At 50.4% G+C, this 21,968-nt stretch carries 20 protein-coding genes; 11 read left to right on the forward strand and 9 right to left on the reverse strand.

What is annotated here, in order from left to right; translation table 11 throughout:
• Positions 1–49 precede the first annotated feature (49 nt).
• Both ACYVK4_RS11885 and ACYVK4_RS11890 read right to left on the reverse strand, forming a co-directional pair.
• Entirely contained in the window at positions 50–649 is a 600-nt protein-coding gene (locus ACYVK4_RS11885) for an HD domain-containing protein (protein WP_461127732.1), read from the reverse strand.
• Between the two features lie 52 nt (positions 650–701).
• On the reverse strand, positions 702–1,091 hold the full coding sequence (locus ACYVK4_RS11890; RefSeq protein WP_461127733.1) for a c-type cytochrome: 390 nt from the start codon (positions 1,089–1,091) through the stop codon (positions 702–704).
• Between the two features lie 173 nt (positions 1,092–1,264).
• Between ACYVK4_RS11890 and ACYVK4_RS11895 the strand changes: the two genes are divergently transcribed.
• Entirely contained in the window at positions 1,265–2,002 is a 738-nt protein-coding gene (locus tag ACYVK4_RS11895; RefSeq protein WP_461127734.1) for a class I SAM-dependent methyltransferase, read from the forward strand.
• A gap of 263 nt (positions 2,003–2,265) precedes the next feature.
• Here the strand turns inward: ACYVK4_RS11895 and ACYVK4_RS11900 are convergent, their stop codons facing one another.
• On the reverse strand, positions 2,266–2,814 hold the full coding sequence (locus ACYVK4_RS11900) for a T9SS type A sorting domain-containing protein (protein WP_461127735.1): 549 nt from the start codon (positions 2,812–2,814) through the stop codon (positions 2,266–2,268).
• Positions 2,815–3,197: 383 nt separating this feature from the next.
• Between ACYVK4_RS11900 and ACYVK4_RS11905 the strand changes: the two genes are divergently transcribed.
• The 3 genes from ACYVK4_RS11905 (at position 3,198) to ACYVK4_RS11915 (ending at position 6,603) form a co-directional block, all read left to right on the forward strand.
• Positions 3,198–3,365, forward strand: coding sequence for a hypothetical protein (locus ACYVK4_RS11905; RefSeq protein WP_461127736.1), 168 nt, complete (start codon positions 3,198–3,200; stop codon positions 3,363–3,365).
• Between the two features lie 95 nt (positions 3,366–3,460).
• Positions 3,461–3,928 (forward strand): RHS repeat domain-containing protein, encoded by a 468-nt coding sequence (locus tag ACYVK4_RS11910; protein WP_461127737.1) that lies wholly within the window; start codon positions 3,461–3,463, stop codon positions 3,926–3,928.
• Entirely contained in the window at positions 3,925–6,603 is a 2,679-nt protein-coding gene (locus ACYVK4_RS11915) for a DUF6443 domain-containing protein (protein WP_461127738.1), read from the forward strand. Before ACYVK4_RS11910 ends, ACYVK4_RS11915 begins: the two co-directional genes overlap by 4 nt.
• On the opposite strand, the gene ACYVK4_RS11920 is transcribed toward ACYVK4_RS11915, so the two are convergent.
• Positions 6,497–8,185, reverse strand: coding sequence for a VRR-NUC domain-containing protein (locus ACYVK4_RS11920; RefSeq protein ID WP_461127739.1), 1,689 nt, complete (start codon positions 8,183–8,185; stop codon positions 6,497–6,499). The genes ACYVK4_RS11915 and ACYVK4_RS11920 overlap by 107 nt on opposite strands.
• A 51-nt stretch (positions 8,186–8,236) precedes the next feature.
• On the opposite strand from ACYVK4_RS11920, the gene ACYVK4_RS11925 reads away from it, so the two are divergent.
• The 6 genes from ACYVK4_RS11925 to ACYVK4_RS11950 all read left to right on the forward strand — a co-directional run bounded on the left by ACYVK4_RS11925 (position 8,237) and on the right by ACYVK4_RS11950 (position 13,094).
• Positions 8,237–9,238: a DUF2157 domain-containing protein gene (locus ACYVK4_RS11925; RefSeq protein WP_461127740.1), complete on the forward strand. Its 1,002-nt coding sequence runs from the start codon at positions 8,237–8,239 to the stop codon at positions 9,236–9,238.
• Positions 9,225–10,415, forward strand: a complete 1,191-nt coding sequence (locus ACYVK4_RS11930; protein WP_461127741.1) for a hypothetical protein — start codon at positions 9,225–9,227, stop codon at positions 10,413–10,415. Before ACYVK4_RS11925 ends, ACYVK4_RS11930 begins: the two co-directional genes overlap by 14 nt.
• A gap of 45 nt (positions 10,416–10,460) precedes the next feature.
• Entirely contained in the window at positions 10,461–10,676 is a 216-nt protein-coding gene (locus ACYVK4_RS11935) for a type II toxin-antitoxin system VapB family antitoxin (RefSeq protein ID WP_461127742.1), read from the forward strand.
• The gene (vapC, locus tag ACYVK4_RS11940; protein WP_461127743.1) at positions 10,673–11,065 is read left to right on the forward strand and encodes a type II toxin-antitoxin system VapC family toxin; all 393 of its coding nucleotides are present in this window, start codon (positions 10,673–10,675) and stop codon (positions 11,063–11,065) included. The genes ACYVK4_RS11935 and vapC overlap by 4 nt, the downstream gene beginning before the upstream one ends.
• 84 nt (positions 11,066–11,149) lie before the next feature.
• Positions 11,150–12,337, forward strand: coding sequence for a phosphoglycerate kinase (locus ACYVK4_RS11945; RefSeq protein WP_461127744.1), 1,188 nt, complete (start codon positions 11,150–11,152; stop codon positions 12,335–12,337).
• A 52-nt stretch (positions 12,338–12,389) separates the two neighbouring features.
• On the forward strand, positions 12,390–13,094 hold the full coding sequence (locus tag ACYVK4_RS11950) for a transposase (protein WP_461127745.1): 705 nt from the start codon (positions 12,390–12,392) through the stop codon (positions 13,092–13,094).
• Positions 13,095–13,156: 62 nt separating this feature from the next.
• Here ACYVK4_RS11950 and ACYVK4_RS11955 read toward each other — a convergent pair whose 3' ends face one another.
• From ACYVK4_RS11955 to ACYVK4_RS11975, 5 genes are all read right to left on the reverse strand, one after another.
• Complete coding sequence (locus tag ACYVK4_RS11955; RefSeq protein WP_461127746.1) at positions 13,157–14,644, reverse strand: tetratricopeptide repeat protein; 1,488 nt, start codon at positions 14,642–14,644, stop codon at positions 13,157–13,159.
• Positions 14,645–14,770: 126 nt separating this feature from the next.
• A complete protein-coding gene (locus ACYVK4_RS11960; RefSeq protein ID WP_097124584.1) occupies positions 14,771–15,526 on the reverse strand; it encodes a zinc ribbon domain-containing protein in 756 nt (251 codons plus the stop codon).
• Between the two features lie 17 nt (positions 15,527–15,543).
• A complete protein-coding gene (locus tag ACYVK4_RS11965; RefSeq protein WP_461127747.1) occupies positions 15,544–16,644 on the reverse strand; it encodes a Nif3-like dinuclear metal center hexameric protein in 1,101 nt (366 codons plus the stop codon).
• 189 nt (positions 16,645–16,833) lie between these two features.
• The gene (locus ACYVK4_RS11970) at positions 16,834–18,141 is read right to left on the reverse strand and encodes a sialidase family protein (protein WP_461127748.1); all 1,308 of its coding nucleotides are present in this window, start codon (positions 18,139–18,141) and stop codon (positions 16,834–16,836) included.
• Between the two features lie 33 nt (positions 18,142–18,174).
• The gene (locus tag ACYVK4_RS11975; protein ID WP_461127749.1) at positions 18,175–20,604 is read right to left on the reverse strand and encodes a TonB-dependent siderophore receptor; all 2,430 of its coding nucleotides are present in this window, start codon (positions 20,602–20,604) and stop codon (positions 18,175–18,177) included.
• 621 nt (positions 20,605–21,225) lie between these two features.
• On the opposite strand from ACYVK4_RS11975, the gene ACYVK4_RS11980 reads away from it, so the two are divergent.
• Positions 21,226–21,627: a hypothetical protein gene (locus ACYVK4_RS11980; protein WP_461127750.1), complete on the forward strand. Its 402-nt coding sequence runs from the start codon at positions 21,226–21,228 to the stop codon at positions 21,625–21,627.
• The last annotated feature ends 341 nt before the right edge of the window (positions 21,628–21,968 follow it).

A 21,968-nucleotide genomic window follows, 5' to 3' on the forward strand; every position in this document is an offset into this window, starting at 1 on the left:
AAACGGAGCTGCTACGTTGCCGCTCGACATTTTATGTAATCATGGGGGCTTATGCCCCCATTTTTTTTAGGATTCCACGATCGACACTATCGTTCAGTAGTTGCTTGGCATACTGCCAAATCCGGGTAGACCCATTTTTGATAACCTGCTTTTTGGCGAAAACCTGCGCATAGTCAACATCGAATTCCTTCCAGGTTCCTCCTTCATTTGATGCGTTCTGAAGCAACGGCTCCAATCGGTCCATTGACCGGGCAAACCTGGCTTCGGGCGTTTGGCTGGCTTCAAATTCTTCCCAGACAGCAATAAACTCAGCGGCCTGCTCGGCAGGCAACAGGCCGAAAATGCGTTCGGCAGCCAATCGCTCCTCATCGGTATTATCGTGGCTTTTTTGCGTATCGTAAATAAACGTATCGCCGGCGTCGATCTCGACAATGTCGTGTATCAATACCATTTTCAACACTTTTAGTAGATCAATGGGCGTATTGGCGTGGTGCGACAGAACGATAGCCATCATGGCTAGATGCCAGCTGTGTTCGGCATCATTTTCCTGTCTGTCGCTGTTGAAAAGCCGTGTCTTTCGCTGAATGTATTTGAGCTTATCGATTTCTTTAATAAACTCAATTTGCTTGATCAATTCATCTGGCTGCATGGTATGCGGATCAGTATAAAAAAAACACCGGATACTCTCCGGTGTTTCTGTGTTATGATTTTTTGCTTTTGCTTTTTGCCTTGCCAGATCCTGGTTTCTTGGCTGGGGAATCATCCAGCGAATTAATCCAGACTGCCAGTTTGGTCGCGTCTTCCTTTGGAACCTGTTTCATCGGCGCCATTGGGGGATAGCCCGGCCAGTGTGATGGAATCGGGTTATAGATCAGATTGACGATTTCCTCTGTCGAGTATTTCTTCTTGGCTACATCGGCATAGGCTGGACCTACTAACCGTTGGTTAGGGCGGTGACAGGCGATACAGGTGTATTTCGTCATCAGAGCATTCATGTCCGCTGGAATATCGGATGGCGCCTGAGCGTTAGCGTCGATAGAGGCAACGGCAAGCGAAGCCGAAGCGATGAGTATGCCAAATAATTTTTTCATGTGAATCGGGTAAACGGTAAAAAACAAACTGATTGAATGACGGCAATAAGTCAACCTCGCAAAAATAGATGGTTTGGGGTGATAACCCAATTTCGCCAAAGGTTTTTCCTATTAAACCACTGTTTAGACAGTTGTTCTTAAAAAACGTTTAAAATTGCCGAAAAGAAAATTTTATGCAACCACTCGACCGCTTCTCGGGCCATGCCAATCTATACGCCCAATACCGTATCGACTATCCCGCCGAACTATATGATTTTGTGCTACACGACTGCCCCGGTCGGCAGCGGGCCTGGGATTGCGCTACGGGAAACGGTCAGGTAGCCGGTGCCCTGGCCGAGCTATTTGAGCAGGTCGACGCCACCGATATCAGCGAGACCCAGCTAATTCTGGCTGTAAAAAAGCCTAACATCCATTACCAGCTAAGTCAGGCCGAACAAACGCCGTTTGCCGATAACTCCTTCGATTTGATCACCGTGGGTCAGGCCATCCATTGGTTCGATGTACATGCTTTTCATCAGGAAGTTCGACGAGTGGCCAAGGCCGGGGCCGTCATTGCCGAGTGGGGGTATGGGCTCGTACGGCTTGGCGCCGGTCTGGATGCGATCATGCTCGATTTTTACCGAAACCGTGTAGGACCCTATTGGGACCCGCAGCGAATGCACATCGACAATCGGTATTCGGCTTTGCCTTTTCCATTCACTAATGTTAAGCAATCAACGTTCATTGCCAAAAAAAACTGGTCGCTGGAGCGATTCCTGAACTATTTGCGTACCTGGTCGGCGGTGCGGCAATACATTCACGAAAACGAAGAAGATCCCGTCATTGGGTTGGGAGAGGAGCTAAAACCGATTTGGGGTGAAGCAGAACGCGACGTGGAGTTTCCGGTCTTTCTGCGATTGGGTGTGGTGTAATGAGTTATAATTAATTCTACTTAACGTGAATAACGGGGCTGCACCCAGGTTAGATCAGGTTCGTCATTCACGCTTAATTTGTGTTAAATCAATTAGGTATACAATACGAACAAGAACGGCGTATGAGCTAAATATGGATCTGGTCAACCCATTATTCACGTTACTTACACATTTAATCCTATTCATGTTGCGAGATAGTAGCATAGCAACGAGATGTTTATAGGAAAGGCTGTATCGACTATTTTGATCTAGACTTGATTAACTCACTCCTTAACTAAACGGACTGTTCGGGTTATCGTGCCTGTTTTCATCTCTAGCAAATAGACGCCGGTAGGCAGGTTAGTACCCTCAAGTGTCCACTGATGAACGCCGGGCTCCTGCACTATCTGGCTTCGTTCACGCCGAAACACATGGCCATTGACACCCAGCAAGGCCCATTCGATGGTGTTGACGGTCTGCAACTGGCAGGTGATTGTGGCCTGTTGCAGAATCGGGTTGGGAAATACTACAACAGCCAGACTATTGTCTGCCAGGAACCGGATGGGACGAATCTGAGCTTCGAATTGGGCCGCCCTACGCGTATCGAAGCCGGGCAATAATTCGACGGATTGACCCGCCTGATAGTGAACTCGGGCCTGCGCCCCGATTTGGTTCGTAGCCCATAGAAACCGGACGGCCTGCTGGTTCTCCATACCACCCGATTCAACTGGTTTGGTCAGCCACAGTTCATCGGCGAGTGGCTGAGCCTGTGTGGATAAAGAGCGAAGCCCGAATGCCAATACTATGAAATAGGCAAGTAGTCGTAGTCGCATGGTCGCTCGTTTTAGGGTTGTTTATGTTTAGCCTGACGTACTTCTAACTGGCGGATACGGGCCGTTTTTAAACGATCCTGTCGGCGAAGACCAACCACTTCCTTTTTCAAATCGAGGAGATAAAGGGTTAATTCTTCGATTTTTTGAAGTAATAGTGCGTCGGTACGTCCCAGGTCATTGCCCTGTTGTACGATCTGCTGCGCACTCGGTACATCGGGTAGATGGCCATGTTGCCGGATGTACTGGCTTACCGATGAGAGGGGGCGCAGTCGAAAGCCTGATTCGAAAACTTTATCGCTCCAATCGGCGCTGCTGGCTACGGCGACTTTAACCCGTTCGGTCAGTACACCTTTGGCTACATACAGGCTATAGCCTGCCGGGGTTTGGCTTACGTTGCCAATGGCGACGGCACCCTTATTCGCATTACGGAGGAGTTCGCCTTCGGCGGTCCAGCTCCCGTCGGTATGGCTGGCGGTTGCTACGCTGCCCAGAACTACGTTGCCCGAGGCATCGACCGTAAGGTAACGTCTATAAACCTATCGAGACGGTAAGCTTCCGGCGCGAAACGCTGACAGCCGCCAAGGACTACAAAACCGGGCAACTCACTACCTATGCGGCCGTATCGCTCAATGGTCAGTTAACGGCATTGCCCGGCAATATTTACTTGCTGGAGTCGGTGCCGGGTACCTTTACCAGTGCACCCTACGTGTCGTCGCCCAGCCGCTATATCGCCCTGGGGTCGGGCAATACCATTGGCTGGAATGTCAACTACGCCCTTCGGCTGACTTTCAATCAGTACAATGCCAATGGCTACCTGCTTCGCTACAGTGTTTCCGATGGCCCCAGCACGGCCTACCAGTATACGGCCTACGCCCCGGCGGGCGGAATTCCCTTCTCGCTGGTGACGACTCAGATCACCAACGATGGCCTGGCCACGGCCCAGTCTACAACGTATGGCTACCAGCAACCCATGCTGGGGCCGGCCACGGTGACCGACCCCCGTGGCGTGATTACCCGCTACCAGTATGACACGTTCGGGCGGTTGCTGAGCATCAGGGACAAGGACAATTACATCCTTAAAAACTACACCTACCACTATCCCACCGGCCAATGAACGCTCAATTCTTTCGTTTTCTTTGTTTGCTACGGGCCAACGGGGCCTGGCCGTGGCTGTCTGCGCTGTTGCTAAGCGTGCTGGTGCCACTGACAGCCCAGGCTCAACTGACGCCCACGGCTACCTACCCCTATGTGCTGGAACAAACGCCCCGCACCCCTCAGGCTACCGTAACGCGTACCAGCTCATATACCGATGTGCCTGCTACCATTGAATATGTCGATGGGCTGGGCAGGCCCCGCCAAACCATTCAGGTGCTGGGAGCAGGTAATGCCGGACTAGACGTAGCTACGACCTTTACTGAATATGACCCCTTTGGACGACCTATGCAGGTCTATAAATCCATGCCGGGCCTTAACCAGGGCGGTAGTGCATGGGGAGGCTTCCAGTATGATCCTTACGGGTCTGCCACGGGTTTTTACAAAGATGCTTATCCATTTAATCAGACCTATTATGAAAGCTCACCCCTGGACCGGCCCGCCAAGACAATTGGCGCGGGCGTTGCCTGGCGACCGGGCGATAATGGGGTGAAAACCAGCTATGGGGTGGCCACTGCCAATACGGTCATTCGCTTCAAGGCCGATCTGGTGGCCAATAAACTGTATGCCTACCCGGCTTCGGGTGCGGGCTCGGTGGAGTACTATAGAGTCAATGACATCAGCCGACGCGTCATTACCGACGAGCAGTACAACCAGCTTATCGAGTACACCGACCTGCAGGGGCGACTCATCCGGCGCGATGTGCTGACGGGTGCCCCTCAGAATCAGACCCTGACCACCGCCTATGTCTATGACAGCTACGAGCGGCTGGCGGCCGTGATTCCGCCCAAGCTCTATGACTACCTAGTGACCAATGCCCTGACGACGGATTTTCTGTTCTTCACCGATGCGGGCTTCACCACGCCCAACCCGGTCTTTAAAGACAACGGTTATGCCTACCAGTACGACGCCCGGGGGCGGCTGATTCGCAAGCATGTGGCCTCGGCGGGCTGGACCTTCCTGGTGTATGACAAACAGGACCGGCTGGTGATGAGCCAGGACGAGCAGGACCGCCCGGCAGGCAACCCCCAGAACAGCACCTACTGGCGGTATACCAAATACGACAGCCAGAATCGGGTAGTCAGCACGGGCCGCACCGTGCTGACTACCGATGCCGCTACGTTGCGGACGGCTTTTGCCGGGCAGTCGGGCAATGCCTTTCCGGCGGTGGTGCCCAACAATGCCACCGATGTGCTGACCCAAAACGTGTATGACAGCTATACAGGTAATCCGTTGCCCTACCTGACCAGCAACCCCCTTCCGCTGGGCACGCCCTTTCCCTCGGCTGCGGCCCCAAATGCCACGGGTTTGTTGACCTATAGCTACCGGCGCGACCTGGTGACGACTACCAGCAACTATGCCTCGGCCTACTGGTACGACGACAAAGGGCGTATTGTGCAGAGCCGCAGCCAGAATCACCTGGGTGGGGTAGACCGCACCGACAACCAGTTCCGCTTCAACGGCGAGTTGCTCAAGACCGTGCTCACCCACAGCCTGGGGAGCGGAGTACCCCTGTCGCCCATTACCAAAACGTTCACCTACGATCACTGGGGCCGGCCGCTGGGCATCACCCATGCCATTGGCACCAACAGCCCGGTGCGACTGGCCAGCTATGCCTACGACGGCATTGGGCGGCTGATTCAGAAGCAGTTGCAGCCGCCTTCGGTGGCGGGCGCGCGGCTGGCCGCTACCAGCCAGAGCATCAGCCGATTGGGCAGTAAAGGACTGGTGCTGCCCACTGAGGATGTAGCCCCGGCCTATATTGACCTCAAGCCCGATGGGCACTACGTGGACGTGAGTGCGCCGAGCGCGGTGGCCACTGGCTATCAGGCGCGGCTGGCGGCTACGGCGGGAGCCTTGCAGGTGCTCGATTACAGCTACAATGTGCGGGGGTGGCTGCGGGGCATCAACGCGGCTGATTCGATCAACCCCTACGCCAACGGGCGGGGGGATGTGTTTTACCTGGTGCTGGACTATAACCAGATCAACGGCACCTTCAACCGCTACGATGGGTCAATCGGCCGGATGCGGTGGGGCGGCAACCGGGACTACTTTTATGGTCGGGTGTACGCCTACGGCTACGACGGGGCGGGCCGCCTGAGTGGCAGCGAGTACACGGGCAACACGGGGGAGGACTACAAAGTAAGCAACCTCACCTACGACCGGAATGGCAACCTGCTGACTCTCCGGCGGGGTGTGAGCGGGGGCATCGACGCCTTAACCTACAGCTACAGTTCGGGCAACAGCCTTTTAAGCGTTACTGATGCCAGCCCTAACACGGCGGGTTTTAGCGACGGCAACAAGACGGGGAATGATTATACGTATTGGCCCGATGGAAGCCTCAGGAGCGACTTAAACCGGGGCATTACGCAGATTCAGTACAACCACCTGAAACTACCCAGCCAGCTTAGTTTCAGTAGTGGTAAGGTGGTGAGCATCCGCTACGATGCTAGGGGAGGTACTAAAGCCGATTTGGGGCGATGGCGAGCGGGAAGTGGCGTTCCCGATATTTCTTCGGCTGGGGCAGGTTTTATAACTCCCAGATCACCCGCACGACTTTGCCCCGCACACCAATGGTCTGGAAAAACTCCAGCCAGTGCAGTTGCTGCGGACCGAGGTGGTCGGTGGGGGATTTGACTTCCACAAAGTCATAGTCTCCCTGGTCATTCCAGACCAGCAGATCCGGAAAACCACGCGTGTGCTCGCGGACATTGCGGGCCATTTCGAGCAGAATCAAACGGAGTTGCTCAACATCCAGTAACTCGATCATCTGCTGCACCAGTCTCAATAACTCATCCGACCAGTCGACCAGTACGTTGGTGATGCCGTACTTGGCGTTGAACATCCGGCCCGTATGGCGTCGCCAGTCATCTTTCGTATCGAGTTCTACCAGCCGTCTTTTTAACAGGTCCTCCCGTTTCACGTAAAAATCGGGCAGGTAAAAGTCCGACGGAGCGCGTTGCAGCGGGTGGTGAATGGCCGATACATTGGCGTCGTAAATAATATCCCAGAAAACCAGCCCGAACAGGCCGCGCCAGGGGTAGTTTTCGGTAAAGGCCGCGTCGAAATCGTTCTCTAAATAATAATTCATCACCCCCGCTTCGACATGGTGGCGATAGGCGGCCGGGATATTGACGCTTTCGGCATCGGATAAGAAGCGCGTCGTGGCCTTACGGGTACGTTTCTTTTCGCTCAATCCCAGTATTTTCTCCCGAAAATCGGTAGCAAAATAGCGCTCCTCCGCATTCAGGGGATTGACCGCTATTTCATCGCACAAGGCCAGGGCTTCCTCGACTGAGCCGTTTTTGAAGAGCAACCGAACGCGTCGTTCCCGCGCCGGAACCCGGTCGGAGAGTTCATAAACGGCCAGCGCCTGATCGGGTAGCTTTTGCCGCTCCAGAAAAGCCCCAACGCGGCAAACCAGTTTCTGATAACCCGGAATCGCAATTTCAGTTAATTCGGGGCGGGTTTCGTTCCAGTTCAGGAACCAGTTATAAATGTCATCGGCGGGCGTTTCAGCTTCTTTAAGCTCGTAGAACTCCTCGTTCGTAAGCGAGATCAGCAGTTTATCTTCTACCTCTTTACGGGTACGAAAGCGGGCCGTAAGCTTGCTTTCGTCGTACCGCTCGAAGTTGACCATGCCCAGATCACGCACCACAAATTCGGTCATGTTGCTGCCCCGGTTGCCAAAAAACAGGTACTTGACCATCATACCTTCGGCTTCGAAGTTCATCTTCACCACCGTTTCGTGCGTGGTCAGGCTGGTCACGATTTCGGCGAAATTGAGCTCATGGATAGCGTATCGAACAACACCTTCCTTTTTCTCTTTCGCCAGTGGCCGACTTTCTTCCGGTTCAAGTGGCAGGAGGTTCAGGAGTTCCGGTTTCGTGAAAACACCCAGGGCCGCTTCGCCCATAATCTCATGGTGAGCGGACAGCCGCTCAACAAATCCGGAAGATATTAAGGCACCCACAGCCGCCGGGAGGTCAGATATTTCGTTATACTGTAGTTTAGTAGTTCGAAAAAAGAGTCCTTTACGGTTACTAAACCGTACATACAGACATTGAGCGTCGAGGCTCAGAGCCTCAAACCGATGTATAAAATCCCATTCGGCATCATTTAATAAGTTGCCGTACAGCCGTTTAACAAAGTCCAGCACGTAGCGGAAATTGTCGAGGTAGTAATGGGGGGTAAGGATAATCTTTTGTCGTCCAACCATGCTGTAAAGTGGGAGGGAACCCACATATACATAACAAAAAAACAGGCATTTATGTCCCCAGACGACGTTCTGAATACACTACATAAACAAGGGCTTTTGTCAGCTGATCAGCAGTCGAAAATTGCCGAAATTGAGCGAGGTAAGCCATTTTCCCTACATTGGGAATTACGCTCCATGTTGTACATCGGTATTTTGCTGACCAGTTCCGGGCTGGGGTTGCTGGTCTACGATAACTTCGATCAGATTGGTCAGGGAGCGCTGCTGGCGGCTATTGCAGCTGCCTGTGCCGGTAGTTTTTATTTCGCCTGGCGGAATCGTCCCGTATGGACACCGGCCCAAACGAAGAGCAGGTCGACGTTTGGGGACTACGCCCTTATTCTGGCCTGCCTCCTCTTTTTGACCCTCGAAGGCTATGCCCAATATGCTTATAACGTGTTTGGATCGCGTTATGGATTGGTCACCCTGCTGCCTGCTGCTCTGTTTTTGCCACTGGCCTATCGGTTCGATCACAGGGGCGTGTTGAGCATGGCCTTAACAGCCCTGATCTCGTGGGTGGGCGTAACGGTACGCCCGCTCGAACTCTATTTCAAAACCAACTTTTTTGATCAGGCGACGGTTCTTTCTGCCATTGTGCTGGCGCTTGTCCTCATTGGCGGTGCTTTCGTGCTGGAGCAACGGCGCATTAAACCCCATTTTACCTATACCTACCTGACCATTGCCGGTAATCTGTTAATGGTCGCTTTGTTGGGTGGATTGTTCAACTTCAACGATGTACGGCTGTGGTTTGCCGCGGGGCTGGCCGTCGCTTGTTTTGTTTTTGATCGGTACACGCGTCAGCAGCGTCAGTCGGCCAGCGCGTCGGAAGGATCGTTTCTATTCCTGTTGATGAGTAGTGTATACGGGTACATCGGCATCACGTACCTGTTCTTTCATTACCTACGCCCCGATGGTGACGATGTATACTACTGGTATTTTATCGTGACCGGCATTGGATTTGTGTATTACCTCATGAGCCAGTTACCCAAAGGCAATCGAACGAATGAAAGCATATAACGAACAATGGATTTATAACCGGGATGTTCTGATGCAGTCGGAGCGATGGCATCGGCAGGGCCTGTTGTCCGATGAGCAGATGGAAGCTGTACGGAAGTCCTACCCGGTGGAATTTCGCCGGACAAATGGATTTATTGAGATCGGCCTATTTCTCTTTACAACCGTTGCCATACTGGCCTGTTACCTGCTGCCAGCCAGTATTTTTTCCAGTATGATGGACAGTCCAACGGCCTATGGCGTCTTCAATATTGCCTTTGGTTTCGGTGTAGGGATTGTTGGCGGGTTTTTAATCAATCGTCGGCTGTTGTACCGGAATGGTATCGACAATGCCTTTGTGGTTACCCTTACGGGCTTTCTGGCCTTTGGTTTCAATCAGTTTTTTCCCGACGGCCTGTCGCTGGCGAAACATTGCCTGCTTACTTTACCGCTTCTGCTGTTGGTGCTCTGGTATTATGGCGATACACTGATTGCGTTCTTCTCGCTGGCCGCTTTCTACACCGCTATCTTCGACAGCCTACTTAAGGTTAGCGGAGGACGAGACGTAATCCCCTTTGTCATGATGGGCGTTTCGTTGTTGCTGTACATCGGGGTTAGGCAGATCGTTAACCGAACGACTGACCAATCGTATTATTTCGACCCGCTCAATCTGGTGCAGTGGCTGTCGCTGATTATCCTGGCAGCCAGCGGTAACTATTTTATGGTGCGCGAACTGAACGGGCTCCTGCTCGAATCAGGTCCGGGCCGACCTGTTCTGACGGATGCTCCTCAAATCGGATTGCCCGTCCTCTTCTGGATACTGACGTTTGCCATTCCGATCATCTATTTATGGCAGGGATTGACGAAGCGAAACCGGATGCTGATCATCCTGGGTACGCTGGGCCTGATTGCCGCATTTATGACGGTCCACAAATACACAGCGCTCGTGCCGCTGAATGTTGCCCTTACCATTGGCGGACTGCTCCTGATTGGTTTGGCCGTGGCCGGAATTCGTTACCTGTCGACCCCTAAACAAGGCTTTACGGATGCACCCGACGACGATTCGCCAAACGATTTGTTTACCAATGCGGCCAGTATTGCTGTCGTTCAGGCTACCAGTTCTATACCCCACGGGCCGAAAGATGACCTTCAGTTTGGCCAGGGTGATTTTGGTGGGGCGGGGAGCGAAGGGAAGTATTGATGTGTATGGAAATGAATATATTTGTGTATAAACTGGCAGCCAGTTATGCGAACGAATATTGATATAAACGATGAGCTGATTCAACGGGCAATGGAAATTAGCCATTTGAAGACAAAGAAGGCCGTTGTCGAACTTGCTCTTCAGCAGTATATTGAACGGCAGGCCCGACAAAATTTGCTTTCCCTGTTTGGCAAGGTTCAATGGGATGGGGATCTGGAGAAAATGCGTACGGACACTACGCCCAACGACTGGGACCGATGATTGTAGATACATCCGTTTGGATCGATGCATTTCAGCATGCCCAAAGCGAACAGGCTCGTTTAGTAGCTACTTATCTAACGGCTGACAGACAGATTTACATTACGCCAACAATCTTACAGGAGGTTCTACAGGGCGTACGAGCAGAAGATCAGTATGCACTTATCAAAGAAGGCATGTTAGCTCATTCTATGCTCCGGCTTGATCCCGTCGAAGCCGCCATTGGTGCGGCTGATTTGTACCGGTCTCTTCGTAAAAAGGGCGTTACAATTCGCAAGCCCAATGATTGTCTGATTGCGCATTACGCCATTTTCTTCGATATACCGGTCCTGCACCGTAACGTAGACTTCGACCAGATTGCCAGCCATACCGCTCTCCGACTTGCGGTTTAATGCCAACTCCCGCAAACTTACCGCTCGCGTCTGCTAAAAAACCGCTAAGTTTGGCCTCGCAAACCAACGACCATACGCAGTCGCATGAAAACCGTAGATACCTACAATTTTGCCGGTAAGAAAGCCCTCGTTCGGGTAGACTTCAACGTGCCACTCGACAAAGAGTACAACATTACGGATGATACCCGCATTAAGGCAACCATCCCAACCGTTTTAAAGATCGTGAACGATGGTGGTTCGGCCATCCTGATGTCGCACCTCGGCCGACCAAAGGGCGGTCCTGAAGAGAAATATTCGCTCAAACATTTATTACCTGCTCTAAAGGAAGCCTTTGGCCGTGACATTAAATTCGCGGACGACTGCATTGGTCAGTCGGCGACGGATTTAGCCGCCAGCCTGCAACCCGGCGAAATCCTGTTGCTCGAAAACCTGCGTTTTTATAAAGAGGAAGAGAAAGGCGATGTTGCCTTTGCTGAGAAATTGGCTAAACTGGGTAACGTATGGGTGAACGATGCCTTCGGAACAGCTCACCGCGCCCATGCTTCCACAGCTGTCATGGGCCAGTTTTTCGAAGACCGCGTGGCCGGTTACGTGATGAACGCTGAGTTAGCCAACGCCAAGAAGATTCTGGAAGAAGCCGAACGGCCGTTTACCGCCATTATGGGTGGTGCCAAAATCTCCGATAAGATCCTGATTATCGAGAAACTGCTTGATACCGTCGATAACCTGATTATCGGTGGCGGTATGACTTATACCTTCACCAAAGCCCAGGGCGGCAACATTGGTAAATCACTGCTCGAAGCCGACAAGCAGGAACTCGCCCTCGAACTGCTGAAAAAAGCAGAAGCCAAAGGCGTAAAGATCTACATGCCCGTCGACAACCTCTGTGCCGACGACTTCTCGAACGATGCCAACAGCCAGGTGGTACCAACCGGTCAGATTCCTGACGGCTGGGAAGGGCTGGACATCGGTCCGAAAACTATTGAATTGTTCAAAGAGGTTGTGCTCAAGTCGAAAACCATCCTATGGAACGGCCCGATGGGTGTGTTTGAATTTGAAAACTTCGCTCATGGTACCAACGCCATTGCCGAAGCCGTTGTGAAAGCGACCGAAGAAAACGGAGCCTTCTCGCTTATTGGTGGTGGTGATTCGGCATCGGCTGTCAATCAGGCAGGCTACGGCAACCGCGTTAGCTATGTATCGACCGGGGGCGGTGCCCTGCTGGAATACATGGAAGGCAAAGTATTGCCCGGTGTAGCGGCACTGGCTTAGTATAAATTAGACAAGTGGTAAAAACAAAAAACAAACGCCATATCTCCAAGATATGGCGTTTGTTTTTTGTTTTTACCACTTGTCTAATTTATTAGCTATTTTGCTTACAAAAAAAGTGATGTCGGCTTATCGTCAGGAGTACTTTCCGCCTTTGATTGAAGATTGTTTCTACCATATCTACAATCGGGGCAACAATGGTAATAACATATTCTTTGAGCAAAGAAATTATCAATACTTCTTGAAAAAGTATGATTTTTATTTAAGCACCTACCTCGAAACATACACATTCTGCCTGCTGCCCAATCACTTTCATTTACTGGTACGGGTCAAGAATTTTGCTAATCTACCAAAAGAAAGTCAGTCAATTTTGCATGGCAAGCAGATTATAACCTCGCTTGAACGAATCATTAGTGAGCAATTCAGACGTTTCTTCGTATCCTATGCTAAATCTGTAAAGGTGCAGGAACAACGAACAGGTAGTTTGTTTGAGAAGAACTTCAGGCGGAAACGGGTCGATTCTGAGGACTATGTTACAACCCTGATCGCCTACATCCATCGAAATCCGCAAACGCATGGTATTTGTGCTGACTTCGAAACGTATCCGTATAGCTCGTATTCAAAAATAATGAACCCGGCGAGTACCCGATTAAAGAAAGCTGAAGTACTGTCTTGGTTCGGAGGACTAGACGCGTATCAGCAGGTTCATCAAAATAGTAAAGAAACAGCGTCAATCAGCGATTTAATTTTTGAGTCCTAAGTAGTTTGTAGGAGACTAAAACAAATGCCATATCTTGAAGATATGGCATTTGTTTTAGTCTCCTACAAACTACTTAATCCTGCCTTCGCTTTATTATCCACGCTGTTCTTGTATTCGTGGCGTTTAAAGCTGAGGGCTTTCTGAAAAAACGACCGTGCGCGAGTGCGGTCGTTTTTTTGCTGGTAGATATACCCCAGCTGAAGGGCAGCTGTCGCTCCAAACGAAAGCTGGTCGGGTTCGCTGAGCGTCAGGGCGCGCGTTAGCCAGGGGATGGCCGCATCGGGATCATTTCGGCGTTGGAAAATACGGCCCAGGCGATAGGTGTACTCCGCCTTTTCGGGTATGGTGTAGAATTTATTTTCGCTGTAAGGGCGCAAATACGCGAGGGCACTGTCTGTAAAGCCACCGTCTGAAGCCAGTCGAGCCCGCATGAGCACTTTCTGATTGACGGATGCACCTTTGGCTAAATACGACTCCACAAACTTCTGGGCGGCTTTATCCGACTCAACCGTAGTACGGCCAATGGTGATCACTTTTTGGAGAAAAGGGCGGGAAGCCGCATCGGGTTGACCAGCCAGCCAGTGACAAAGAAAGAGTTTATAATAGGAGTCTTTTAAGAAATTCCGGCCTTTATAGGAAGTCAGAAACTGTTGGAAATGCGTTGTTGCAGTTGCGTATTCGCCTTTTTGGAGGTAAATGTCCCCGAGAATGTTTTCAATAATCGGAAGCGCCAGATACTCTTTACCATCAGGGCGACTGGATAGATACATAAGCGCCTGTTCGCTATGGCCATTCTTCTGTTCGATAGTGGCTCCGAAAAAGTGGAGAAGCAGATTATCGGGATGGGCGCTGATGAGTCGTTGCAACGTTTTTCCGTCGGCATCAGTGAACTTAAGTACATAAGCGCGCACCATCAGGTCAATAAGCTGGGCTTCGAGGCCAAAGGTTGAGTCAGATCGGGCACGCTGAAGCTCCTGCTGTCCCTGCTGAATATTGCCGTGTAAGCCCAGCAGATTGGCTACCCAGCTATAACTGTCCGGGACGGAGCCAATCATGATATGAAGCGTACCCAGCGATTTATAGGTTGGCAAAAATGTCGGAAATCGTTTCTGATTCTCGGCCAGTAGTTTATACGCCCGAATCACATCCCAGCTCGCACTTACTTCCTTCCCAAATTTCAACTTGATAAATGCCCAGTGAAGCCGTACTTCGGCCATCAGTACCCGTTGCCAGGGCGACGAGTCGTCGAGTTTTTTAAGGGCATCGAGCCGCTCATCTTCCCGGTCGCTGATCGACGCAAACAGCCGGTCGTCGTCGGAGGTTGCCAGCAGAAGCATATCGGCATAATCGTCGACGAAAATCCGAACTCCATTGGTTGCTGATTCTGCCGCCAACACCTGCCGGGCCGGTTGGACCGCCAGTTTTTGCAGGTCGGCATATGCCCGGTGCAGGCCCGGTGTCCAGACAAAATCCTGTGCGATGCCCACGCGTGGGATGAGCAACAGGATAGAGGCTGTCAAAAGGACAAAGCGGCCTATGAATGTGGGCATGACTGAGACTGAATGGTTGCCGGAAAGCTTGAATAAATAGGACAACAAAGTAACGGTAAACGGCAGGTGCTGCTATAAAAAAAGGTCGCCAGAAGACGACCTTTTTTAACATTAGTTTAGACATGACTACCGACCACGGCCCGTTGGTGCTGGCTCGGGAACACCCTCTACATCGGCAAAAATCCGTCCGCAGTGTTCGCAAACGATGATCTTCTTCTTGTCTTTGATGTCAGCCTGACGCTGGGGCGGCACTACGTTGAAGCAGCCCCCGCAGGCACCACGCTTCACCATCACAACGGCCAGACCGTTCAAGGCGTTACCACGAATTTTTTTGTAGGAATTCAGCAAACGGGGCTCGATGGTCGTTGCCTGCTCATCGCGTTGCTTGATGATCTCCTTTTCTTCTTCCTGGCTCTCTGAGGTAATCTGGTCGAGTTCCTGCTTTTTTGCTTTCAGGTCTTCTTTCCGTTCGTTAAGGGCAGCTGAGGTCGTTTTGATCTCCTCTTCTTTGCCCCGCACCCGGAATTGAGCTTCGTTAGCCCGTTTTTCAACCAGTTCAATCTCAAGAGACTGTAACTCGATTTCTTTCGAAATGGCGTCAAACTCGCGGTTATTACGAACGTTCATCTGCTGATCCTTGTACTTGGTGATCAGCTTTTCAGCGTCCTTTTTAGCCACGCGATTGCGCTCAATTTCTTCCTCCAGCGTCTTGATTTCCGCCTGGAATTTCCCAATCCGGGTTTCAAAACCTGCTATATCGTCTTCAAGGTCACGGACTTCTTCGGGCAGACCACCACGAATTTTGATGAGTTCGTCTAGTTGAGAATCCAGGGATTGCAGTTTGAGAAGAGCGTCTAGTTTTTGCGCAATCGTCAGTTCCATTCGGAATGTAGTTAGTGCTATATGAAGTACCGAACCGGATTCGTGTCCGTTTCTGATAAAATTACCGCAAAAGTAGTGAATTTTTTTGCCAAATGCCCGCAAATCAAGTCTTTCGTATATACTTCGCTTTCATAATGTCCAATATCGCAGATACCAATGCGATTTTCGGCGTCAAAAAACTCGTGGTACTTGTAATCCGCTGTGACAAAAACATCGGCTCCAGCGCGAATGGCATCAGTTAATAGAAAGCTGCCAACACCTCCGCAAACCGCAATCCGGCGGATTGGCCGGTCGGGGAGGGCCGTATAACGAATGAGGTTTAAATGCATGTGCTCTTTTAAATAAGCCAGCCAGGTGGCCCCTGCTAAGGGTTCGGGTAGATCACCAACGGCTCCTGAGCCAACTTCCTGATGCTGATTGTCCAAACCCATCAAATAATAAGCGACTTCGTCATACGGATGAGCCTGCCGAAGTGCCGCCAGTACCTGATGTTGCTGGTGGGTTGGAATGATCACTTCCAATCGATTTTCCGCTTCTTCGTGGTACTCGCCAATGTCGCCAATGACCGGTTGGGCGTTCTCGCCGGGTTGAAACGTGCCCGTGCCGCTAACTCGAAAACTGCAATTCTTATATTCGCCAATTTGCCCCGCTCCGGCGGCATACAGCGCGTCCAGTACCCGCTGGGTGTCGGCTATGGGCACGAACGTGACCAGCTTGGTCAGGACTTGAGTCTTAGGCGCTAGAATCGTTACGTTGGAAAGATTTAGTTTTTCGGCAATTTTAAAGTTTACCCCTCCGGCCACATTGTCGAGATTGGTGTGGGCGGCATAGATGGCAATATCGTTCTTGATGGCTTTAATGATGGTGCGCTCTACATAAGTCTTTCCATTCAGTTTTTTTAATCCCTTGAATAGAATCGGATGATGCGCCACGATGACATTGCACCCTTTGGCAATGGCTTCATCCACAACAGCTTCGGTCACATCGAGCGTAACCAGAACGCTGGTAATTTCCGTCGTTGGATCGCCTACAAGTAAACCGACATTGTCGTACGATTCCTGATAGGCGAGCGGTGCCAGAGCTTCTATATGGGCAGCGAGTTGACGAATTTGCGGCATAATGACTGATAAGTCTGACGGGTTAACGAAACAATACCCCGCAAATTACGGAATCTGCCGGTTGAAAAGACTCAGTTCAGGAATAGATAAAACAACAAAAGCCCCGACATGGGTGTATGTCAGAGCTTTTGCTGATTGATTCAATTGACAAAGAAAAAGAGAAAGGTAATGGGCGACGCGCGTAAATGCCTACAGGTCGATCTGAGCCACGGCCACTGAGTTTTTGTTGTTGGCGTGCTTAACTTCATAAGCCACCAGCAACTGATTGTCGACGATCAAACCGCTCGCGTTGGTTCCATTGATGGCGTTTTTCACCAGCTGCGTGGCCGGATTCTGTTCGGTCTTGATGTTTTTATACGCGATGACCGAGCTTATGCCTGCTTCGGAAGTCTGGTTTTGTTCCCAAAGTAATACGGATGATTTTGGTGCTGCTACCAGATAGGCATTTTTAGCTGTCGGTTCGTCCAGAACGAACAATCGTTTGCCCTGCTGATTCACTACCCGAATCCCCGGCGATTCCTGCGTACCCGAAAACCACGCAATCAAATTCGTGCCTGCGCCAGCGCTGGACGTTGGACCTGAATGAGGGCAACCATTGATCTGCCAGTTGTCCTTGAATAAAATCTCTGATTTGGTGAACGAGGCACCATTGTCCTTCGAACTCATTTTAGCCATATCGCGAATATTGTCCTGATTGTCGCGGTAGTACAGGTTCAGCGTACCCGAATTGTCGACCAGCAAACTGATGTTGCAGCAGTCGCAAACAAACGGATCAATGATGCGCTCACTGCTGAACTGATTGCCTTTCGAACTAACAAACCGCATGTCGCGCTGGTGTTGCTTTCCTTCAATATCGTTGAGGTAGGCGACACCTATTTCGCCGTTGGGCAGTACGGTGGCATCAAAGAAGCCACGGACAATATTGGGTGTTTTATCCGCATGAACCGGCGCTGGCTGGCTCCAGGTTTTGCCCTGATCGTTCGAATAGCTAAAGACAATCTGTAAATCGCTGGGGCGCCCACCACCGCGTGGAGCACTTTTTGCCGGGCCTTCCTTTGGCGCAGCGCCGTGGTCATGTCCGGCCGAAGCCGATTCGTGGTTTGCGTGAGCAGGTTCCGTTTGAGGTGCCTGTGCTGCGGCCTGGGGAGCACCGGGACCCCGCAGCGCAAAAACGGCCACGGGTGTACCGTCTTTTTTGAAGAGCAGTTTAGGCCGCATCAGTCGGGAGTTACCAATGCCCGCCGAGGAAAAGATGAGTTTCCTGTCGCCAAAAGTCTTGCCCTTGTCGGCCGATTCGGCCCAGTAAAAGTACACGACGCCATCGGGGTCTTTCTCCGTCCACGACAACGCAACGGCACCTTTGGGCGTTTTGGTTAGCGTTGGGACCGCATAAGCCCGGGTTGTGTCGCTGAATTTTCCGCTATCAGTTGCGTATCCAGTCAGGCCAACGGTTAAAAGTGCGCCGAAGCAGACGAATGTTCTTACCAGCTTATTCATAGCTAAGTTTAATTTGTGGGTTAATGTCAGAAGTTAAAAACGATAGGAAAGTGTTGTGACAAACTGCCGGGGCGGGATTGGCATAATGCTGTACCGGTCATGAATCAGGTAGTTCAGCTCGTTGGTAATGTTCGACACCTTCGCCAGCAGCGACACTTTACGATAGGTATACCCAGCCGACAGGTCGAATGTGGCAAAACCGGTTAGCGGAATGAGCCGGCTGAACTCCGGCGTTTGGCCGTACGTATTGTTGTTTCCGCCGTAGCGGGCGCCCGTGTAAAAGGCGGAAGCACCTAGCTTAAGGCCACGTAACGGCGACCGGTCAACGGTATAAAACAGGGTGAAATTGGCCGTGTGAGCAGGGTTGTTTGTTAAGCGTTCTCCTTCAATAAATGATCCTTTCACCTGCGTTGTTTTCGTATACCGCATGTAGTTATAGCCATAGCCAGTCATGAAGTAAACGTTTTTCGATAGATTTCCCGTCACGTCTACCTCCAGACCATCGCTGGTGGTCTGGCCGGTAAACTCTTTCACATTTGTGTCAATATTGGGGGAGCCGTCCAGTCTGAACGGGGCCATCAGGGCCAGGTTGCTGTTCACAATGTGATACACGCCAATATTAGCTGTGATTCGTCCATTCAGGAATTCATTCTTAATACCTGCTTCGTATTGGTCAACAATAGAGGGCTTCAAGATTTGCCCGTTTATGTCGACGCCCGTGTTGATGGTAAAGTTATTCGCGTAGCTTCCAAAGAACGAGGTCCCTGTGGTTGGCTGATAAATCAACGCCACTTTTGGCGACAGGGCGGCATCTATTTTGGTTTCCGCCGGTCCCCGCGTTTCAGCCTGGGTTCGTAGATCAAGGAGGGTCGTTTGTATTGTTCTTTGCTGCGACCAGCGTAAGCCAGCCAGTACTTTAAGTTTATCGGTCAGGCTTATTAGATCCTGAGCATAAAAACCAAGGCGGGCAGATGGGGAAGTTGTGCGGGTAATAGCTCTGGTATCCGGAACATCGGATCGGGTTTCGTACTTGCTCGGGTCCAGTATGTTTATTTTGTCGTAGGTGGTTACGGCAACGCCATTGCTGGTGATGGTAAACGCGTTACTCTGGCTAACAATACCTACCTGGTCCGCACCAACCAGTATCTGGTGACCGATGGCCCCCGTATGGAAACGGCCGTTGAAATTTAGTTGACCGGTGTAGTTGTTCTCAACCGTTTTTGTGCGGCTCAGCGACCGATTCCAGTCACCGTTTGCCGCTACGTTATTATTAGGGACACCAGCGCCATAAGCCGATACATGGGTATTCTGGGCTGCGGCAATAAAGGTCAGTTTCCAGTTGTTGTTAAAGGCATGATCGAAGTTCAGTGAGCCACTGGTCTGTTCGACGTTGTTGTAGGCCCAATTCGTATTGATGAATCGGGAACGGGGCACATTCGGTATAATGGCATCCTGGTTAGCATTCAACGAACCAATGCCGTTGTCGGGTGTCAGGTTCGACTTCAGGTAATCGCCCTGAAACAGGATAGCTGTTTTCTGACCAATCTTGTAAACCAATGACGGGTTTACATAAACCCGGTCGGTCTTAACTACATCGCGGTAACTTTTTGCATTTTCAACCGTACCAATTACCCGATAGGCCAGATTTTTTGACAGGGGGCCATAAACATCAACAACTGGTTTCAGCAAGCCAAAGCTCCCCGCCCGCATAGACACTTCGCCCCCGAATTCAAACTTCGGTTTTTTGGTTACCATATTCACAATCAGCCCACCCGATACATTGCCGTACAATAAGGACGAGCTACCTTTCAGCACTTCTACTGATTCCAGCGTGCTTGCTTCGGGAAAGCCCATGGTGTTCGTGATGACCCCATTCTTGAAAATGCTCCCTCCGGCACCAGCAATACCAATGCTATAGCCGCGGGCCGAAAACGTTTCGGCTACTCCACCCCGCTGCTGGGTCAGCGATACACCACTTACATTTTTAAGGGCGTCGCCAAGGCGGGAAATTTGCTGGTTCTCAATAACAAGGCTACTGACAACGCCTGTCATTTGAGGCAGATCAAGGGCGGCAATGTTCGCTTTCCCAAGGGTAACGGCTTTGTTGGCACCCACAACAACAACTTCACTTAACTGAGCGGTAGTCTCAGTCAAAACAAAATCAACAGTTGTTGGCTGGCCTGCTTTTACCGTTATGAGTTTCTCTATTGTTTGAAGCCCTATAGAAGTGACACGTAACGTATAGGAGCCCTCGGTAATGCCTTTTAAGTGGAATGAACCGTCTTCTGCCGTGGTAGAGCCTTTGCGAATCTCCTTTATGCCAATCGAAACGAAAGGAGCTGGATGGCCATCGCTCGTTCGTACGACGCCTGTAAGGGAGCCCTGGTTTTGCGCTTTTAAGGAGTGAGTCAATAGGCTTAGAACGGCCAGGATATATAGCGAGCGAGTAAATAGTGCTTTCATTTATTTAGAATAATTATAATTAAGAGCAAAGCTATAGCTCCTGTCCAACATTGCAATACTTATTTATAATTATTCTTGATAAGGGTGGGATTGTCAAATTATTTCTGTGGATTGTCTTATTGAGTTTATGAAAGAGGAATTGTGCAGTTATTGAGTACCGGGGGATTAAAACATTGCGTTTATTAGTGTGTTCCACTAGTATGCATAAAGCAACTATAGGTGTATAAGGCCAGCCGGAAGCGTAAACAGGTGTCGACCCTAACGAAATGGTTACTCAAAAAGCGACTGACCTGCGTGCTTTGACAAGATGTATAAGAGATGCCTTCGTGTTAACCGTAATTGATTTTCTGTAGCACCTGGCTAACCGCTTACTAACTATATGGAAGTGAGATATTTTAATTTCTTTAATTCCTGTATATATGTCAAAGGTTTACGGATAGTGCCTGTAGATCAGTTTGTTCCGTTGAGCTGATACAGGCGGCCTTTTGATTTGAGGCAGTTAGGTTGCCGGTGTTTTTTACCTGCCGGATTTGTTTGGCGTCAGCTTTCCCTGGTGGAAGGAGAAGGTTTGGTTGACGATACTTGCTTCTTTTTATTTAAATTCTAACGTTCAACGTAATTATGAATACGCAACAGAAAAACGATGTTTTTACTACCATTGAGGTAGCCATCAAGAGGCAGCAGGTTATTCAAATCAAGCATTTTAACACCTGGAGAACAATAGAACCCTATCAGTTGGGGATACACTTCCGGGGTCAGACATTGGTCGTGTATGGGTATTGCCGGGATGTAATTCCCGCACATATAAAGCAGAGCAGATGGCAGGTTTTTAACCTTGAGGAAATTGCTTCTATTGAGTTGACGAATTATTCCTTCCAGACTCATATAGATTATAAAGGGCAGTACAACTTCATGCAAAGCGTTTTTGCCAAGCTAAGGCCACAGTGGGAGCGGTTAGCGCAAGGTTATCTTCCTGTTCGAATGATGAATTATAACACGAAGAAAAATCGGTTTATGAGGTAGGCTTTAAAGAAGATTAATGAGCTGGTCTGGTAGCAGACGGCAAGAAGTTGATAGGCCCGGGGAGTTAATACATGTCGTATAACAAATCAACCGGCCTGCAACAGCAGGCCGTTGAAAACCTTCCTCTTTTTATCCATAAGTATATACGGGTGACAAAAGGGGTTGGATTTGTAAACCCATTGAAAATTTCTGGTTTTCCAGTTAGTGGGGATGAGCCTTATCTTGTTGGCATGCAACACACGTATACGCCGGTAAGAATACACGATGGAAGTAGCCAACCCGTTATTTCCTTGTACTCAAGGAAAACGGCTTCTGGCTTCTAAAAAGACCTTTTTCTGAAT

The organism is Spirosoma aerophilum (assembly GCF_054782495.1).

Excerpts from the sequence above, each read along its gene's own strand:
- ACYVK4_RS11920 (WP_461127739.1), bottom strand. The coding sequence starts at position 8,185 with ATGGTTGGACGACAAAAGATTATCCTTACCCCCCATTACTACCTCGAC.
- ACYVK4_RS11950 (WP_461127745.1), top strand. The coding sequence starts at position 12,390 with ATGGCGTTTGTTTTTTGTTTTTACCACTTGTCTAATTTATTAGCTATT.
- ACYVK4_RS11975 (WP_461127749.1), bottom strand. The coding sequence starts at position 20,604 with ATGAAAGCACTATTTACTCGCTCGCTATATATCCTGGCCGTTCTAAGC.
- ACYVK4_RS11930 (WP_461127741.1), top strand. The coding sequence starts at position 9,225 with ATGAAAGCATATAACGAACAATGGATTTATAACCGGGATGTTCTGATG.
- ACYVK4_RS11925 (WP_461127740.1), top strand. The coding sequence starts at position 8,237 with ATGTCCCCAGACGACGTTCTGAATACACTACATAAACAAGGGCTTTTG.
- ACYVK4_RS11890 (WP_461127733.1), bottom strand. The coding sequence starts at position 1,091 with ATGAAAAAATTATTTGGCATACTCATCGCTTCGGCTTCGCTTGCCGTT.
- ACYVK4_RS11965 (WP_461127747.1), bottom strand. The coding sequence starts at position 16,644 with ATGCCGCAAATTCGTCAACTCGCTGCCCATATAGAAGCTCTGGCACCG.
- ACYVK4_RS11915 (WP_461127738.1), top strand. The coding sequence starts at position 3,925 with ATGAACGCTCAATTCTTTCGTTTTCTTTGTTTGCTACGGGCCAACGGG.
- ACYVK4_RS11970 (WP_461127748.1), bottom strand. The coding sequence starts at position 18,141 with ATGAATAAGCTGGTAAGAACATTCGTCTGCTTCGGCGCACTTTTAACC.
- ACYVK4_RS11945 (WP_461127744.1), top strand. The coding sequence starts at position 11,150 with ATGAAAACCGTAGATACCTACAATTTTGCCGGTAAGAAAGCCCTCGTT.
- ACYVK4_RS11980 (WP_461127750.1), top strand. The coding sequence starts at position 21,226 with ATGAATACGCAACAGAAAAACGATGTTTTTACTACCATTGAGGTAGCC.
- vapC (WP_461127743.1), top strand. The coding sequence starts at position 10,673 with ATGATTGTAGATACATCCGTTTGGATCGATGCATTTCAGCATGCCCAA.
- ACYVK4_RS11955 (WP_461127746.1), bottom strand. The coding sequence starts at position 14,644 with ATGCCCACATTCATAGGCCGCTTTGTCCTTTTGACAGCCTCTATCCTG.
- ACYVK4_RS11895 (WP_461127734.1), top strand. The coding sequence starts at position 1,265 with ATGCAACCACTCGACCGCTTCTCGGGCCATGCCAATCTATACGCCCAA.
- ACYVK4_RS11885 (WP_461127732.1), bottom strand. The coding sequence starts at position 649 with ATGCAGCCAGATGAATTGATCAAGCAAATTGAGTTTATTAAAGAAATC.
- ACYVK4_RS11935 (WP_461127742.1), top strand. The coding sequence starts at position 10,461 with ATGCGAACGAATATTGATATAAACGATGAGCTGATTCAACGGGCAATG.
- ACYVK4_RS11900 (WP_461127735.1), bottom strand. The coding sequence starts at position 2,814 with ATGCGACTACGACTACTTGCCTATTTCATAGTATTGGCATTCGGGCTT.
- ACYVK4_RS11960 (WP_097124584.1), bottom strand. The coding sequence starts at position 15,526 with ATGGAACTGACGATTGCGCAAAAACTAGACGCTCTTCTCAAACTGCAA.